At 65.1% G+C, this 18,036-nt stretch carries 3 protein-coding genes; all 3 read left to right on the forward strand.

The features are described 5' to 3' along the window. The first annotated feature begins 410 nt into the window (after positions 1-410). Complete coding sequence (locus tag AC1D09_RS08245) at positions 411-12,389, forward strand: YDG domain-containing protein (RefSeq protein ID WP_477701007.1); 11,979 nt, start codon at positions 411-413, stop codon at positions 12,387-12,389. Positions 12,390-13,250: 861 nt separating this feature from the next. Next, positions 13,251-15,887: a two-partner secretion domain-containing protein gene (locus AC1D09_RS08250; RefSeq protein ID WP_477664721.1), complete on the forward strand. Its 2,637-nt coding sequence runs from the start codon at positions 13,251-13,253 to the stop codon at positions 15,885-15,887. 250 nt (positions 15,888-16,137) lie between these two features. Continuing rightward, complete coding sequence (locus AC1D09_RS08255; protein ID WP_477664722.1) at positions 16,138-17,817, forward strand: ShlB/FhaC/HecB family hemolysin secretion/activation protein; 1,680 nt, start codon at positions 16,138-16,140, stop codon at positions 17,815-17,817. Positions 17,818-18,036 lie beyond the last annotated feature (219 nt).

Consider the following 18,036-nt stretch of genomic DNA (forward strand, 5'->3'; position numbering starts at 1 on the left):
CCAACAATCATGCGCGTACACCCTCCGGGTCGCAGGCATGGTATGCCGGGCTGGCGTTGCTGTCTGTCCCCAGTTTTGGGGACAAGCCATAGCACTCTCCCCACTATCTCCACCCATCAACCCACCACTACTGCATCGGCAGTATTGCCGCCAACAAGCTTGTTACACAGAATCGCCCGCATGTGATCAGAGTCCATGCCTCCCGCCATCCGGTGAAGAGTTGAAGAGGTGATGAAAGTGCGCGGCCCGAAAGGGAAATTTTCACATGGGCGCGGCCGCGGTGTCCCCATAACTAGGGACATACAGGCGGGGAGTGGACTTTTACGATTTGCACGTTTTGTCACAGGCGTGCGCCTCGCGCGCGCCTGGCCAGTAGTCGCCTTGGTCCTATTTTTTCGGAAGTCCTCATCATGAAAAGCCACGCCAGCATGAACCGCATCTACCGTCTTGTCTGGAACGCCGCCCTGAGCTTGTGGGTGGCTGTGGCGGAGAACGCCAAGGGGCGCAGCAAGGGCGGTTCGGCGCGCGGCAGCGTGCAGTGGGATGACGTAGAGGCGCAAGGAGGAAGTGATGGCGGCGGCGCGGGCTTCAGGCTCAATACCGCCTGCCGGGCGGCATTGGTACTGCTGGCTTCGCTGGCGGTGCTCACGCATGAAGCGCATGCGGCCGATGCGGCCAATGCCAGTGTGTCGGCTGGTAGCGGCAGTGTCTCCACGCTGGGTAACACCACCACGATCAATCAGGCCAGCCAGCGGCTGGCGATTGACTGGACCTCGCTGTCCACCGCGGCCAATGAAGCACTGCGATTTAACCAGCCGAATGCGGCGGCCATTGCGCTGAATCGCATCACCGGCAGCAGCCCGAGTGAATTGCTGGGCAGCCTCACGGCCAACGGCCAGGTGTTTATCCTGAACCCCAACGGCGTGCTATTTGGCGCGGGCTCGCAGGTCAACGTCGGCGGGCTGGTGGCTTCGACGCTGTCCATGAGCAATGCCGACTTTATGGCCGGCAACCATGTGTTCAGCAACAACGGCGCGAGCGGTTCCGTGGTGAACCAGGGCACGCTGACGGCGGCCAACGGCGGCTATATCGCCTTGTTGGCGCCCGAGGTGCGCAACGAGGGCGTGATAGGCGCGACGCTGGGCACGGCCCTGCTGGCGGCCGGCAACAAGGTCACGCTCAATATCGACAACGGCAGCCTGCTGGGCTACAGCATCGACCAGGGTGCAGTCAATGCGCTGGCCGAGAACAGGCAGCTCATCAAGGCCGACGGTGGGCAGGTGCTGCTCTCGGCCAAGGCCATGGACAGCCTGACCACGGCCACAGTGAACAACACCGGCGTCATTGAAGCCAAAACGATTCAGAACAAGGCCGGCCGCATTTTGCTGATGGGCGACATGGAGGCCGGAACGGTCCATGTGGGCGGCACGCTGGATGCGAGCGCCCCCAATGGCGGCGACGGCGGGTTTGTTGAAACGTCTGCCGCGCATGTCAAGGTGGCCGACAGCGCCAGGGTCACTACGCTGGCCGCTGAAGGCAGTGGCGGCCGCACCGGAAAATGGCTGATAGACCCGAACGACTTCACCATCTCCGCCACGGGCGACATGTCTGCCACGGCCGTCCAGGCCGCCCTGACCGGCGGCAATTTTGAAATCGCCACCGCCACCATGGGCACGGCCGGCGGCAACGGCGACATCCATGTCAACCAGGCCATCAACCGGACGGACAGCAACACCTTCACCTTGACCGCTGAGCGCGACATCAATATCAACCAGGCTATCGGGAAAAGCGCTGGAGGCGCGGCTGGTTTGACAATGACCGCCGCGGGCAATATCGGTTTTAACGCCAATGTCGCTTCCTCCTCCGGCGCCCTGGCGCTGACGGCCAACGCCGGCGGCGACATCACCGGCGGCGGAACCCTGAACACGAACACCGGCGCGATAGACATGACGGCCGGCGGCAGTATCGGCGACCTGGGGCAGATCAATGCAGGCAGTTTGAAGCTGAAAGCCACCACGGGTGAACTGATCGTGAATAGCGGCGTGGACTGGCGAGCCAGCTCCTTCGACCTGTACGCGGGCACGAACATCCGGGGAAGCGACCCCAACTCCGCCGCCAACGTCATGGTCTTGGGCAACGGCAACTTCACTGCGTCAGCGGGCAACACGGGCACCGGCCGAATACGCGTGAACGCCTCCAGCGGCGCCATAGGCACGCTCAACCTGACTTCGCAGGGAACGGGCGGCGGCGGGCAGATCGATTTCAGCAGCGACTCGGCCGTCGGCAACCCGCTCATCACCGCCGCCCATGACGTGAGCGTCAGCGTGAGCGGCAACCTTGACTTCAACGCCCTGACCCTGACGGGCGTCAACCAGAACGTCAACATGGCGGCCAACGGCGGCACTCTGACGCTGGGTGCCTTTAATGCCGGAACGGGCAACCTGACTTTGTCGGGCGGCTCCATTGCCATGGGCGGCGCCCTGAGCGCCAAAGACCTCAGCCTGAGCGCGACCAACGGCCTGAACATCAACCAGGACCTCACGGCGACCGGCAACCTGGCGCTCGCCGCGAGCAATGCGGCCATCCAGCAAACCGCCGGTGCCCTGGTGGTAGGCGGTGCGACCAGCGTCAACGCCGGCGCGGGCCAGGTCAGCCTGACCGGCGCCAACAGTTTCACCGGCGCGGTCAGCGTCAGCAACCTTGGCGCGAACAATGTCGCCATCAACGCCGGCAGCGGCTCGCTTACGCTGGGCGCCTCATCGGTCGGCAGTGGCACGCTGGCTCTGAGTGCGACCGACGCCGCCGCGGGCGACATCACCATCGCCAACGGCGCAACCGTCAGCGCCAATGGCGGCAATGTGCAGCTCACCGGCCGCGACATCACCTTCAACGGTACAGGCGCTGTCACCACCACGGGCGACGTCTATCTGGCCGGGCGGAACATCCGGCAGGGCGGCACCGGCGTTGCCGTCACGGCCAACAACCTGGCGATACGCTCCAGCGGCTACGTCGGCAACAGCGGCGCTGCGGACAAGCTCAATACCCAGGTGAACAAGCTCTCTGCCGTGGCGCCGGGCGCGATCTCGGTGAGCAACACCGGCGCGCTGACGGTTGACACCGCCACTTTCGCGGGTTCGACGGTTCCGGGCGGCGCCATCGCCGGCGTGAGCAGCACGGGCGGTGCGATCTCGCTGGCTACCGTCGATACCGGCGGGACGACGGACAACCTGACACTCAACCAGGCCGTCACCACCATCGGCGGCAGCGCCAACACCATCACGCTGGCAGCCGACGACCACTATGCGCAAAACGCGCTGACGGTGTCCACCGTGGGTGCGAACGTGGCCATCAGTGCGGGCCGTACCCTGACGGCCACGGGCAGCGGAGGCGCCGCCATCAGGACTTCGGGCGCGGCCAGCAGCATGGACACCAACGGCTCGGACGCCGGCAACATCCAGCTCAGCACCAGTGGTGCCAATGGCGGCTCGATCACCGTGACTGGCGACCTCGCCGCGCAAGGCACCAGCGGAAATGCGGGCAGCACCACGGCCAGCAACAACGCCACTTCCGGTGGCAAGGGCGGCAATGTGAGCGTGACCACGGCCACCGCCGGCGCCGGCATCGCCATCTCGGGCAATGTGCTGGCCAATGGCGGCAATGGCAGCGGTGGCGGCACCAACTTTGCCTGGATGTTCGGCACGGGCGGCAACGGCGGCAACATCACGCTGAGGAACACGGGCAACAGCGGCGCCGGCAGCATCAGTGTGGGCAATCTCTCCGCCCAGGGCGGCCAGGCGGGATACATCGGCAATGGCGGCAGCGGCGGCACCGTCCTGGTGACAACGGCCGGCACGGGCGCGGCTTCCATCACCACGGGGACCATAGGCACCTGGGGCGGCAAGTACGTCGCCAACTCCCAGCCCGGCAGCAATGGCGGCAATGCCGGCAATGTCACGCTGGGCACGGTGGGCGCGGGCGCCACCATCCAGTTCAGCAACCTCGATGCCCACGGCGGCGCGGGCTCGCTCAACCGGGTCAACACCAACTATGGCAGCGCGACCATTGTGTCGGGCACCGGCGGCACTGTCAGCATCACCACCACGGGCGCCAATTCCGACATCACCGGCAGCGGCAATGTTTCCAGTTATGTCGAAAATGCCGGTTGCAGCAACGGCGCCACTTGCTCCATAGGCGCCGCGGGCAACATCACCCTGAACGCCAGCAACGGCAGCGTGAGCCTGGCCGGTAACGCCAATGCCAAGGGCGGCAATGCCCTGGGTGGCGCCGCCGTGGCCAACAACGGCGGCGCGGGCGGCAGCGTGACCGTGATTGCCGGCAACGCCAACCACAATGTCTCGATTGGCGGCATTGACGCGACGGGTGGCACCGCCCTGGCCGGCGGCACCGCAGGCGCCGGCAAGGCGGTGGTCGTGACCGCCGCGGACGGCTATGTACAGCAGGTGCCCGGCAGCTGGTTCAACGGCTCCTCGGTGGCCGTGTCGGCCAACCGCGGCATAGGCGCCGGCACGGGGGCGGGCGACCTGAGCCAGCGCCTGGGCATCATCCCGGTGACGGGAACGGCGCGCAATGCGATCAGCGGCGTCTTCACGGCCACACGCCAGGGCAACACGCGCGTCATCTACGGCGGCGGCAACGTGTCTTTGGCCGGCACCCAGGTGCAGAACCTGTTCACGACGGGCGACATCGACATTGCCACCAGCAATGGCTCGCTCACGGTGAACGGCCTGGGCCGCAACGGCGCCGGCAACATCAGCCTGAGCGCGGGTGGCGGAAACGACCTGACCATCAACACCAGCGGCACGCTGTCGGCCGTCAACGGCAATATCCGGCTTGAAGCCGGGCGTGACGTCATCTTCTCGAACAACGCAAGCGCCCAGACCACGACCGGCGACATTTACGTTTCTGCCGGCGCGAACGTCCAGCAGGCCGGTACCTCCACGGCGTTGACCGCCAACAACCTGGCGGTCCGCGCCGGCGGCTACATCGGTGACGGCGCGGGCGGTGACAACGCGCTCAATACCAGTGTCAATGCGCTCTCGGCCGTGGCCGGCAGCAACATTGGCATCAGCAACAACAATGCGCTGGTAATCGACCAGGTGACGTTTGGCGGTGGCACCGTTCCCGGCGGCGCGATCAACGGTGTGTCGACCACGGGCACCGGCAATGTCGCCGTCGGCACCACGGGCGGCGCGCTGACGGTGACGGCACCTGTTTCCGTGGCCGATGGCACGCTGGCCCTCAGCGGAACGACTGACCTGGCACTCAACAACACCGTCAGCAACCCTACACGCGCGGTGCAGCTCACCGCCGGCAGCGGCAGCATCAGCGGCACGGGCCAGGTGACGGCTGGCGCGCTGACGGCCACCGCGGCCACCGGCATCAGCCTCGGAGCCGATGCGGCGGCACTGACCGCCACCAGCACTACAGGGCCTATCGCCGTGACTTTGGCCAACGGTGGCGGTATCGAAAATGTCGCCACCACCGGCACGGTGGACCTGACGGCCACGGCCGGCAGCCTGGATGTGAAGACTGTTTCCGGTTCAGACGTGACGCTGACCGCTTCGGCCGGTGCGATCACCGATGCCAACGGCGGCACCAACAACATCACGGCCACGACGCTGACCGCCTCGTCGCGGGACGGCATCGCGCTGGGCGCCAACACCACCGGCCTGCAGAGCTTTACCACCACGGGTGCCAGCGGCGACATCGCCGTGGCCACCGACAATGCGCTGGACACCGCCAACTACAGCATCAGCACCGACAGCGGCTCCGTGCAAAACGTCAGCCTGACGTCCAACTCCACCTCGGGCATCACGGTGGGCAATGCCTTTGCCTCCACCAACGACAACATCAGCCTGACCGCCACGGCGGGCGACATCAGCCTGGGCAGCGCCATCGGCGCCGCGGGACTGGCGCTCCATGCCCAGGGCAGCATCAACGCGCCGGCGGCCATCAACGTCAGCGGTGTGTTTGAACTCAAGGGCGGCACTTTCAGCCAGGTTGGCACCTTGCCCACATTCTCCGCAGGTGACTTCCGCATCAGCGGCGGAACCTTTGTGCGCGCGCTGGGCGGTGACGGCCTGAGCACCAACACGGCCTACCGGATTGCCGACATCTACGGCCTGCAGGGCGCGGGCTCCGACGGCATGCTGGACAAGAACTTCAAGCTGGCCAACAACATTGATGCCAGCGGCACCGTGAACTGGAATGCGAGTGCGGGCGTCAAGCCGATAGCCGCCGGTACGCTATTTACCGGCAGCCTGGACGGTGGCGGCCATGTGGTCGACCAACTGGTCATCAACAGGCCTGGCGACAGCAACGTTGGTTTAGTCAGTTACCTGGATGGCGGGACGGTCTCCAACCTGGGGCTGACGGGCGGCAGCGTCACCGGCAACGGCGCTGTAGGCGCGTTGGTGGGCAGCAGCGCTACTGGGACGATCACCAACAGCCATAGCTCTGCGGCTGTGAACGGCATGCAGCTCACGGGCGGGTTGGTCGGTGTGAACAATGGGACCATCAGCAACAGCTATGCAAGCGGCAATGTGACCGCCGGGAATGATGTGGGGGGCTTGGCGGGAGTCAACAACGGAACCGTGAGCGGCAGCTACGCCACCGGCACCGTGGTCGGTACCAATGCCAATGCCGGCGGGCTGGTGGGATCCAACAACAACGGCGGCACCATCGCCAACAGCTATGCCAGTGGCGCTGTGAGCACCAGCAGCGACAATACGACGGGTGGCCTTGTGGGCACCAACAGCGGCACCATCACCAACAGCTATGCCACCGGTGCTGTGGCGGGAACCTCCAGCGCAGGCGGCTTGGTGGGCTTGGACAACAGCGGCACGGTGACCGGCAGTTTCTGGGACACCCAGACCACGGGCCAGGCCACCACCGCGGGCGGCGGTACCGGCATACTCACGGCGGACATGATGAAGGCCCAGACCTTTATCGACGCCGGCTGGAACGCCAGCAACGTGGGCGGCGACGGAACCATCTGGCGCATCTATGAAGGCAACACCGGCCCGCTGCTGCGCAGCTTCCTGACTGCGCTGAACCTGGGCGACACCAGCTTGACTTACAACGGCGGCACGCAGACGGGCCCCGTCATCGCCGTCGTTGGCGTGTCGGGCAGCAACGCCAGCGGGCGCAATGCGGGCAGCTACCGCACGGGCTATTACTCGAACCAGCAGGGTTACGACATCATCGGCGGCGGGCTGAGCATCGCCAAAGCCGACCTGACGCTGAGCAGCAGCAATGTGACCAAGACCTACGACGGCACGCTCTCAGCCGCCGGCACGGCGGTGGCCGCGGCGGGCACGGCACTGCTGGGCGGCGACACCGCCAGCGGCGGCAGCTTTGCCTTTGCCGACAAGAATGCGGGCACGGGCAACAAGACGGTGACAACGGCCGGCGTGACGGTCAATGACGGCAATGGCGGCAACAACTACAACGTCAGCTATGCCGACAACACGACCAGCACCATCAACAAGGCCAACCTGACGCTGTCCACCAGCAACGTCACCAAGACCTACGACGGCACGACCAGCGCGACGGGTGCAGTTGTGGTGACGGCCGGTACGGTGTTCGCCGGCGACAGTGCCACGGGCGGAACCTTTGCCTTTACCGACAAGAATGCCGGCAGCGGCAACAAGACGGTGACCACGACGGGCGTGACGGTAGGCGATGGCGTGAACAACGCCAACTACAACGTCAGCTATGCCGACAACACCACCAGCACGATCAACAAGGCCAACCTGACGCTGTCCACCAGCGACGTCACCAAGACCTATGACGGTACGACAGGCGCCACAGGCGCGGTGGTGGTAACGGCTGGCACGGTGTTCGCAGGTGATAGCGCCACGGGCGGAACGTTTGCCTTTACCGACAAGAATGCCGGCAGCGGCAACAAGACGGTGACCACGACGGGCGTGACGGTGGGCGATGGCGTGAACAACGCCAACTACAACGTCAGCTATGCCGACAACACCACGAGCACCATCAACAAGGCCAATGTGACGCTGTCTACCAGTGACGTCACCAAGACTTATGACGGTACGACAGGCGCCACAGGCGTGGTGGTGGTAACGGCCGGCACGGTGTTCACCGGCGACAGTGCCACGGGCGGAACCTTTGCCTTTACCGACAAGAATGCGGGTACCGGCAACAAGACGGTGACCACGACGGGCGTGACGGTGGGCGATGGCGTGAACAACGCCAACTACAACGTCAGCTATGCCGACAACACCACCAGCACCATCAACAAGGCCAACCTGACGCTGTCCACCAGCAACGTCACCAAGACCTACGACGGCACGACTGGCGCGACAGGCGCGGTGGTGGTGACGGCCGGCACGGTGTTCGCAGGTGACAGCACCACCGGCGGAACCTTTGCCTTCACCGACAAGAATGCCGGCAGCGGCAACAAGACGGTGACGACCAGCGGCGTGACGGTGGGTGACGGCGTGAACAACGCCAACTACAACGTCAGCTATGCAGACAACACGACCAGCACCATCAACAGGGCCAACCTGACGCTGTCCACCAGCAACGTCACCAGGACCTACGACGGTACCACCGGCGCGACAGGCGCGGTGGTGGTAACGGCCGGAACGGTGTTCGCCGGCGACAGCACCACCGGCGGAACCTTTGCCTTTACCGACAAGAATGCGGGTACCGGCAACAAGACGGTGACGACCAGCGGCGTGACGGTGGGTGACGGCGTGAACAACGCCAACTACAACGTCAGCTATGCCGACAACACCACCAGCACGATCAACAGGGCAAACGTGACGCTGTCCACCAGCGACGTCACCAAGACTTATGACGGCACGACCAGCGCGACGGGCGCGGTGGTGGTAACGGCCGGCACGGTGTTTGCAGGTGATAGCGCCACGGGCGGAACCTTTGCCTTTACCGACAAGAATGCGGGTACCGGCAACAAGACGGTGACGACCAGCGGCGTGACGGTGGGTGACGGCGTAAACAACGCCAACTACAACGTCAGCTATGCCGACAACACCACGAGCACCATCAACAAGGCCAATGTGACGCTGTCCACCAGCGACGTCACCAAGACCTACGACGGCACGACCAGCGCGACGGGTGCAGTTGTAGTGACGGCCGGTACGGTGTTCGCCGGCGATAGCGCCACGGGCGGAACCTTTGCCTTTACCGACAAGAATGCGGGTACCGGCAACAAGACGGTGACGACAACAGGCGTGACGGTGGGCGATGGCGTGAACAATGCCAACTACAACGTCAGCTATGCCGACAACACGACCAGCACCATCAACAAGGCCAACCTGACGGTGACGGCCAATGCGGTGACCAGGACCTATGACGGCACGCTGAGCGCCACGGGTACCGGTACTGTCGCTACCCTGGCAGGTGCCGGAGCGGGTGAGGTCGTGAATGCCGCTGGTAGCCAGGCTTTCCTCGACAAGAACGCCGGCACGGGCAACAAGACGGTGCGCGCCAGCGGCGTGACGATCAAGGACAGCGGCAATGCCGACGTGACCGGCAATTACAACATTGCCTATGTTGACAACACGACCAGCACCATCAACAAGGCGAACCTGACGGTGACGGCCAATGTGGTGACCAAGACCTATGACGGCACCACCAGCGCCACGGGTACAGGCACGGTGGCCGCGCTGGCCGGGGCTGGCGCGGGTGAGGTGGTCGATGCCGCCGGCAGCCAGGCCTTCCTGGACAAGAACGCTGGTGCTGGCAACAAGACGGTGCGCGCCAGCGGCGTGACCATCAAGGACAGCGGCAATGCCGACGTGACGGGCAACTACAACATTACCTATGCCGACAACACTACGAGCACCATCGACAAGGCCAACCTGACGCTGTCCACCAGTGACGTCACCAAGACTTATGACGGCACGACCAGCGCGACGGGCGCGGTGGTGGTAACGGCCGGCACGGTGTTCGCAGGTGACAGCACCACCGGTGGAACCTTTGCCTTTACCGACAAGAATGCGGGTACCGGCAACAAGACGGTGACGACCAGTGGCGTGACGGTGGGTGACGGCGTGAACAACGCCAACTACAACGTCAGCTACGCCAACAACACGACCAGCACCATCAACAAGGCCAACCTGACGCTGACGACCAGCGACGTCACCAAGACCTATGACGGCACTCTGGCCGCTTCCGGCACCGCAGCGGTAGCCAGCGGCACCGTGTTCAGCGGCGACAGCATCTCGGGCGGCAGCTTCGCCTTTACCGACAAGAACGCCGGTGCGGGCAACAAGACCGTGACGACCAGCGGGGTGGCGGTCAACGACGGCAATGGCGGCAACAACTACAACGTCAGCTACGCCGACAACACCACGAGCACCATCAACAAGGCCAACCTCACGGTGACGGCCAATGCGGTGACCAAGACCTATGACGGCACCTTGAGCGCCACGGGAACGGGCTCGGTCGGTGTGCTGGCGGGCGCCGGTGCGGGCGAAGTGGTCAACACCGCCGCCACGCAGGTCTTTACCGACAAGAACGCGGGCAGCGGCAACAAGACGGTGCAAGCCAGCGGCCTGACCATCAAGGACAGCGGCAACGTGGATGTCACGGGTAACTACAACATCGCCTATGTCGACAACACGAGCAGCACCATCAACAAGGCCAACCTGACCTTGTCGACCTCCGACGTCACCAAGACCTATGACGGCACGACCGGCGCAGCGGGCATGGTGGTGGTGACGGCCGGCACGGTGTTCGCCGGCGATAACGCCACGGGCGGTACCTTTGCCTTCACCGACAAGAACGCCGGCACGGGCAACAAGACGGTGACGACCAGCGGCGTGACGGTGGGTGACGGCGTGAACAACGCCAACTACAACGTCAGCTATGCCAACAATACGAGCAGCACCATCAGCCAGGCCAACCTGACGGTATCCAGCGCCAACGTCACCAAGACCTATGACGGCAACACGACCGCGGCAGGCAGCGCGACCGTGACCGGCGGCACCCTGTTCAGTGGCGACAGCCTGACGGGCGGCAGCTTTGCCTTTACCGACAAGAACGCCGGCAATGGCAACAAGACGGTGACGACGGTGGGCGTGACGGTGGGCGATGGCGTGAACAACGGCAACTACAACGTCAGCTACGCCGACAACACCACCAGCACCATCAATCCCTTTGCGGTGAGTGTTTCGGGCACGCGCAGCTATGACGGCACGGCCAACGTGGCGGCCGGCGTGCTGAATATCGGCCCGCTGGTGGGCAGCGAAACCCTGGGCCTCACGGGCACCGCCACCATGGCCGACAAGAATGTGGGCGCCAACAAGGCGCTGACGGTCGCCGGCCTGAACCTGGTGGATGGCAGCGGCCTGGCCAGCAACTACACCTTCACCGGCGGCACGCAGCAGGCCAGCATCACCCAGGCCAGCCTCACGGTGGGCAGCAGCAACGTCACCAAGACCTATGACGGCAACCTGTCGGCGGCAGGCACCGCCACCGTCACGGCGGGCACGCTGTTCAGCGGCGATAGCCTGACCGGCGGCAGCTTTGCCTTTACCGACAAGAACGCCGGTACCGGCAATAAGACCGTGAGAACCAGCGGCGTGACGGTGGGCGATGGCGTCAACAACGGCAACTACGCCGTGAGCTACGCCAACAACACGACCAGCACCATCAACAAAGCCGACCTGACTGTGACAGCCACGGGCGTGAACAAGGTGTACGACGGCAGCACGGTGGCCGCAGTCACGTATGGCGACAACCGCGTGGCCGGCGATGTGGTCGGCATCACGGGAACCGCCACCTTCGCCGACAAGAATGCCGGCACAGGCAAGGCCGTCGGCGTGAACGGCATCAGCACTTCAGGCACCGACGCCGGCAACTACAACCTGCTGAACACCAGCACAAGCACCACGGCCAGCATCACACCCAAGGCGCTGACCGTGACGGCCAACGGCGACACCAAGCTGTATGACGGCTCGGCTTACCGAGGCGGCAACGGCGTGAGCTACAACGGCTTTGTGGCGGGCGACACCTCGGCTGACATCGGTGGTGCGCTGGCCTATGGCGGCTCCTCGCAGGGGGCCGTGGCCGCGGGCAACTATGTGATCACGCCAGGCGGGTTGAGCTCGATCTCGGGCAACTATGCGCTGGGCTTTGTGGATGGCGCGCTCAGCATCACGACTTCCAATGCCAGCACCGCGGCGCTGGGGAATGCGGCGCTGGTCAGCTCCTATGACGCGGCCTTGCAAGCCGTTGCCGGCCTTGGCGGCTCGTCGGGTGGCGGCTTTGGCGGTGGCGCTGGTGGTTTTGGTGGCGGTGGTTTCGGCGGTGGCGACGCCGCTGCCGATGCGTTGGCGGCGGCTGCTGCTGAAGCCGGCAGGACTGGCGAGGAGTAAAGGTGGGGGCCGGGTCTTGCTCCGGTCTTGCGCGCTTTTCCTTCTCATCCTCCTCCTTCCTCTTCTTGGTTCAGCTGGCCGGGTCTCGCCCCGGCGGGCGACCTACTTTCTTTTGCTTCGCCAAAAGAAAGTAGGCAAAGAAAAGGCGACCCGCAGTCTGGGTCCCTCCGCTGCGCTACGGGCAACCTGTGGTGCTCGAGCCAAGCGGGGTCCGGCTAAACTCGCTTCGCTCAGACAACGCCGGCCCTGATCCGCTTGTCTCTGCGCTCCTCGGCCCAGCCAGGACGGGGCAATCGGGAGCGGGGACAGAAGACAAATACCAAAGAACAAACCAAGACAAACAAGGACTCGCCACGGCGAGTCCTTGTCTCTTCAGGTATTGGTATTCCTTCCCCACCCCTTCTGGATGCGCCGAGGAGCGGAGGTCCAGACGGATCAGGGATCGCGTTGTTTGAGCGAAGCGCAGCGTAGCGAGTTTAGCGAGACCCCGGCTGGATCGAGCACCGCAGGTTGCCCGTAGCGAAGCGAAGGGACGCAGCAAGTAGGGTCGCCTTTTCTTTTGCTTACTTTTGGTGTTTGCGTAACTTCGCTGCGCGAAGTGAGCAAACCCCGCGCGCGTAGCGCGCCTTTTGGCGAACAAAGAAAACCCGCTTTGCGGGTTTCGCTAAAAGTGAGTTGCCGCCGGGCAACCCCCGGCCAACCGCCCTCAGCAGAGAGAGATAAAAAGAGAACAAGAGAAGGAGGGGGAGGAGGGGAGGCGCGCCCGCCGGAGCAAGACCCGGCTCAATTTCATTTGTAATGTTCCCCCTCTGGGCGAGCAGCACCAAGAGGCATACCATCGCTGGCAGGCAAGGAGGAATCATGAAAAGCCACGCCAGCATCAACCGCATTTACCGCCTGGTCTGGAGCCCGGCCACCAATAGCTGCGTTGCCGTGGCGGAGAACACCAGGGGCCATGGCAAGACGGCTATTTCCCTGGGGATGGCCGGTCTGGTGCTTGCGCTGGCATGCCTTGCGCCGCAGGCCAGGGCCGCCGATGCGGCCAATGCCACGGTGTCGGCCGGTGCGGCCGGCATTGCGACTGTGGGCAACACCACGACGATCAACCAAAGCAGCCAGCGTGTGGCGATCGACTGGACCCGCCTGTCAACCCGCGCCAACGAGGCGCTGGTCTTTAACCAGCCAAATGCCTCGGCCATCGCCCTGAACCGCATCATCGGCAGCAGCCCCAGCGAGCTGCTCGGAAGCCTGACGGCCAACGGCCAGGTGTTTATCCTGAACCCCAACGGTGTGCTGTTTGGCGCGGGCAGCCAGGTCAACGTCGGCGGCCTGGTGGCTTCGACGCTCGGCATGGGCAATGCCGACTTTATGGCGGGCAGGCATGTCTTCACGGGTTCGGGCGGCTCGGTTGTCAACAAGGGAAACTTGAACGCGGGGCAGGGCGGTTACCTGGCGCTGCTGGCGCCTGAAGTGCGCAACGAAGGCGTGATGACGGCCTCGCTGGGCACAGCACTGCTGGCGGCCGGCAACAAGGTCACGCTCAAGCTCGATAACGGCAGCCTGCTGGGTTACAGCATTGACCAGGGCGCCATCAATGCACTGGCTGAGAACAAACAGCTGATCCAGGCCAATGGCGGCCAGGTGCTGCTGTCGGCCAGGGCCATGGACAGCCTGACGACCGCCACGGTCAACAACACCGGCGTGATTGAAGCCAGGACGATACAGAACAAGGCCGGCCGCATTTTGCTGATGGGCGATATGGAGAGCGGCACGGTCAATGTGGGTGGGACGCTGGATGCATCGGCACCCACGGGGGGCAGCGGCGGCTTTGTCGAAACCAGCGCGGCCCACGTGAAGGTGGCCGACGGCGCCGTCATCACCACGCTGGCCGCAAGCGGCACGCACGGCACCTGGCTGATTGACCCGACAGACTTCAGCATCGCGGCGGGCAGCGGCGGCCTGACCGGCAGCGGCATAGGCGCGACGACGCTGGGCAACAACCTCAACCTGGGCAACGTCGCGCTGGCAACCAACAATGCGGGCGGCAGCGAGGCCGGCGACATCCATGTCAACGCCGCCGTAACCTGGAGCGCCGGCACCACGCTGACCCTGAGTGCCTGGCGCAACATCAACATCAATGCCTCCATCACCTCGCAGCATGCCAACGGCAAGCTGGCACTGGAGTACGGACTGGGCGCGCTCAATGCGGGCAACACGGCGACTTACAACGTGCGCGCACAGGTCAACCTGCGGGCCGGCGACAACTTCAGCACCCGGCTGGGCAGCGATGGCGTGACCGTGCCGTACAAAGTCATCACCAGCCTGGGCGCGGCCGGCAGTACCACCGGCACCGACCTGCAAGGCATCAACGGCAACCCCACGGGCAACTATGTGCTGGGCGCCGACATCGACGCGAGTGCCACGGTGAACTGGAACGCCGGCGCGGGCTTTGACACCCTGGGCGGCGTGGGCGCGCCCGGCATTTTCGAGGGGCGTTTTGACGGCCTGAACCACAGGATCAGCAACCTGTTCATCAACCGCCCTGGCGACAACTTTGTCGGCCTCTTTGGCCTCACACAAAGCACCAGCATCCAGAACCTGGGGCTGGTGGGCGGCAGCATCACCGGCGGTGACTTTGTGGGTGCCATCGCGGGGCAGGGCTGCTGCACCACCTTCCGCAATGTCTACAGCACGGCAACGGTGCGGGGCAGCGACTATGTCGGCGGCCTGGTGGGCGAACTCAGCGACGGCGGCATCACCGACGCCTACGCCGGCGGCGCCGTGACGGGCAATGACAGGGTCGGCGGGCTGGTGGGCAGCTCGCTGGACGGCACCATCACACGCGCCTACAGCACCGGTCGCGTCAGCGCCACCGGCATGGTGGGCGGGCTGGTGGGCGAGGAGTTCGGCACCGCGGTGACCCGCGACAGCTATTGGGACATCGACAGCTCGGGCCAGACCGGCAGCGCGGGCGGCACGGGCAGGGCCAGCGGCCAGATGCTGCAGGCCGCCACCTTCAGCGGCTGGGACATCGCCACGCAGGGCGGCACCACGGCCACCTGGCGTATTTACGAAGGCCAGACCGGCCCGCTGCTGCGCAGCTTTTTGCAGCCGCTCACGCTGCCCGATACCAGCGTGGTCTTTAACGGCGCGCGGCAGTCGGGCGTTGGCGCGCCGGGCGTCGCGGCCGCCAGCGGCGTCAACCTCGGCATCTACAGCCCCTGGTCCGGCCAGCAAGGGTTTGACATCACGGACGGCAGGCTGATCATCCGGCCCGCGGAGCCGGGGCCTGTCTTCGTGATGGACGAGGCCTACCGCAGCGCCATGGTTTACCTGGCCGGCGTGGGCCGCCCGGCAAATGCCCAGGCCGGCCGGGACCCCTGCGCCATGGCCGATGCCTTGTCCGCCGCCGGGGTGGAGGCGGGCGACGAGGCCGGCCAACAGGCCCTGGCCGTGCTGCAAGGGGCTTGCCGTGGTGCAAGGCCTCGAGGCTCCTGATGCGCCTGCGCCAGTGCGCTTTCCACGCCAAAGCCCTGGGCGTTGTCGTCTATGTCGCTAAAAATAGGGACATACAGGCCGGCCGCGCTCTGCGACAGTGCGGGAGCGGCGCATCTGCTGCATTTGCAGTATGGCGGCGCGGTTCGGGAATACAGAAAATCGTGGGATGCCGGGAGGACATGGCTGGCGGCCCTGGGGTGGCGGCCGTTGCCGTGTGAAGCCGCGTGAGCGTTCAATCGAAATGACAAAGATGAAATTCAATTCCTTGCCTCTTTCCACCCTGGCTTCGGCGGTCCTGCTGGCAACGCATGGCGGCGCCTGGGCCCAGACGCCGCCCGATGCCGGCCAGGTGCTGCGCGACTTGCGCCAGGCGCCGGGCCTGCCGCCGCAGCAGGCGGCGCCGCTGCAGCGCATCGAGGAATCGCCCGACCTGAGCCAGCAGGGCCAGGCCAAGGTGCTGGTCAAGTCCATCGCCATCACCGGCAACCAGGAAATCCCCACGGCGGAGCTGCAGCCCCTGGTGGCCAGCCTGGTGGGCGCCGAGCAGTCGCTGAGCCAGCTCAATGCCGCCGCGCGCCGCATCACCGCCTACTACCGCAGCAAGGGTTTTGCCGTGGCCCGGGCGTTTCTGCCCGCGCAGGACATCACCGACGGCGCCGTCACCATCCGCGTCATCGAAGGCCGCATCTCCAGCCACAAGATCAACAACCAGTCGCTGCTCAGCGATGAGCGCGCCCAGGCCTACCTGGGCCAGGTCAAGGATGGCGACGTCATCAAGAGCGACCAGATAGACCGCGGCCTGCTGCTGCTGCAGGACACGCCCGGCGTGAGCACCTCGCGCGCCACCTTGCAGCCCGGCGCCAGCGTGGGCACCTCCGAGCTGCTGATTGAAGTCAACCCGGCCCAGCCCTACAGCGGCAGCGTGGTGGCCGACAACTATGGCAGCCGCTACACCGGCGAGTTCCGCCTGGCCGGCACCTTCAACCTGGTGAGCCCGCTCAGGATAGGCGACCAGCTCACGGCCAATGTGCTGACCGCCGGTTCGGGCCTCAGTTTTGCGCGCCTGGCCTACCAGCTGCCCGTGGGCAGCGACGGCCTCAAGGTGGGCGCGGCCTATTCCGACATCCACTACAAGCTCGGCAAGGAATTTGAAGCCCTGCAGGCCCACGGCACGGCCACCAGCAGCAGCGTGTTCGCGAGCTACCCCTTTATCCGCAGCCAGTTCAAAAACCTCAGCGGCACGGCCTCGTACGAAGACAAGAGCCTGAAGGACTATGTGGACGGCACCGCCACCTTCACGCCCAAAAAAGTCCGCGTCACCAGCCTGGGCCTGTCGGGCAGCCTGCAGGACGCGCTGGGCGGCGGCGGCATCACCAGCCTGGACCTCAGCATCGCCTTCGGCAACCTGAGCATCAACTCGCCCACTGCCCTGGCCATAGACGCGGCCTCGGCCCAGTCCAACGGCAGCTACACACGTTTCAGCTACGGCGCCAATCGCCTGCAGCGCTTTACCGACAGCACCTTTCTGGCGCTCTCGGTGGCCGGCCAGACCGCCAGCAAAAACCTGGACTCGTCGGAAAAATTCTCGCTGGGCGGCATCAATGGTGTGCGCGCCTATCCGCAGGGCGAGGCCAGCGGCGACGAAGGCTACCGCGCCACGGTGGAACTGCGTCACAACGTCATGCCCAATGTGCAGGCCACGCTCTTCTACGACGTGGGCAAGGTCACCATCAACCGCAATCCCTTCGGCGCGCCGGCCTCCAACAGCCGCAACCTGGCCGGTGTGGGTGTGGGCGTGAATGCCGCCCTGGGCCCGGTGCAACTGCGCTCGTCACTGGCCTGGCGCACCGACGGCGGTTTGCCTACGTCGATCCCCGCATCGGCGGCCAAGCGGCCTACGCTGTGGATGCAGGCCTCGGTCGCTTTCTGATTTAGTTCCCTCCCCCGCTGGGGGAGGGTAGGGTGGGGGCCAGCGGCGTTCCAATCACGCACGGCCAAGCATCAAGCATCGCCAGCCCCCATCCCAACCTTCCCCCAGCGGGGGAAGGAGCAGAAACCAAACTCCCTGACTTCACTCCCTTTCCCTCTGGGACAGGCCAGGGGTGAGGGCTGGCGGCGGCGCTGAAAAGTAGCGCGCGGAAGTCTCCAG

It is taken from the genome of Polaromonas sp. P1_A2, from assembly GCF_056406895.1.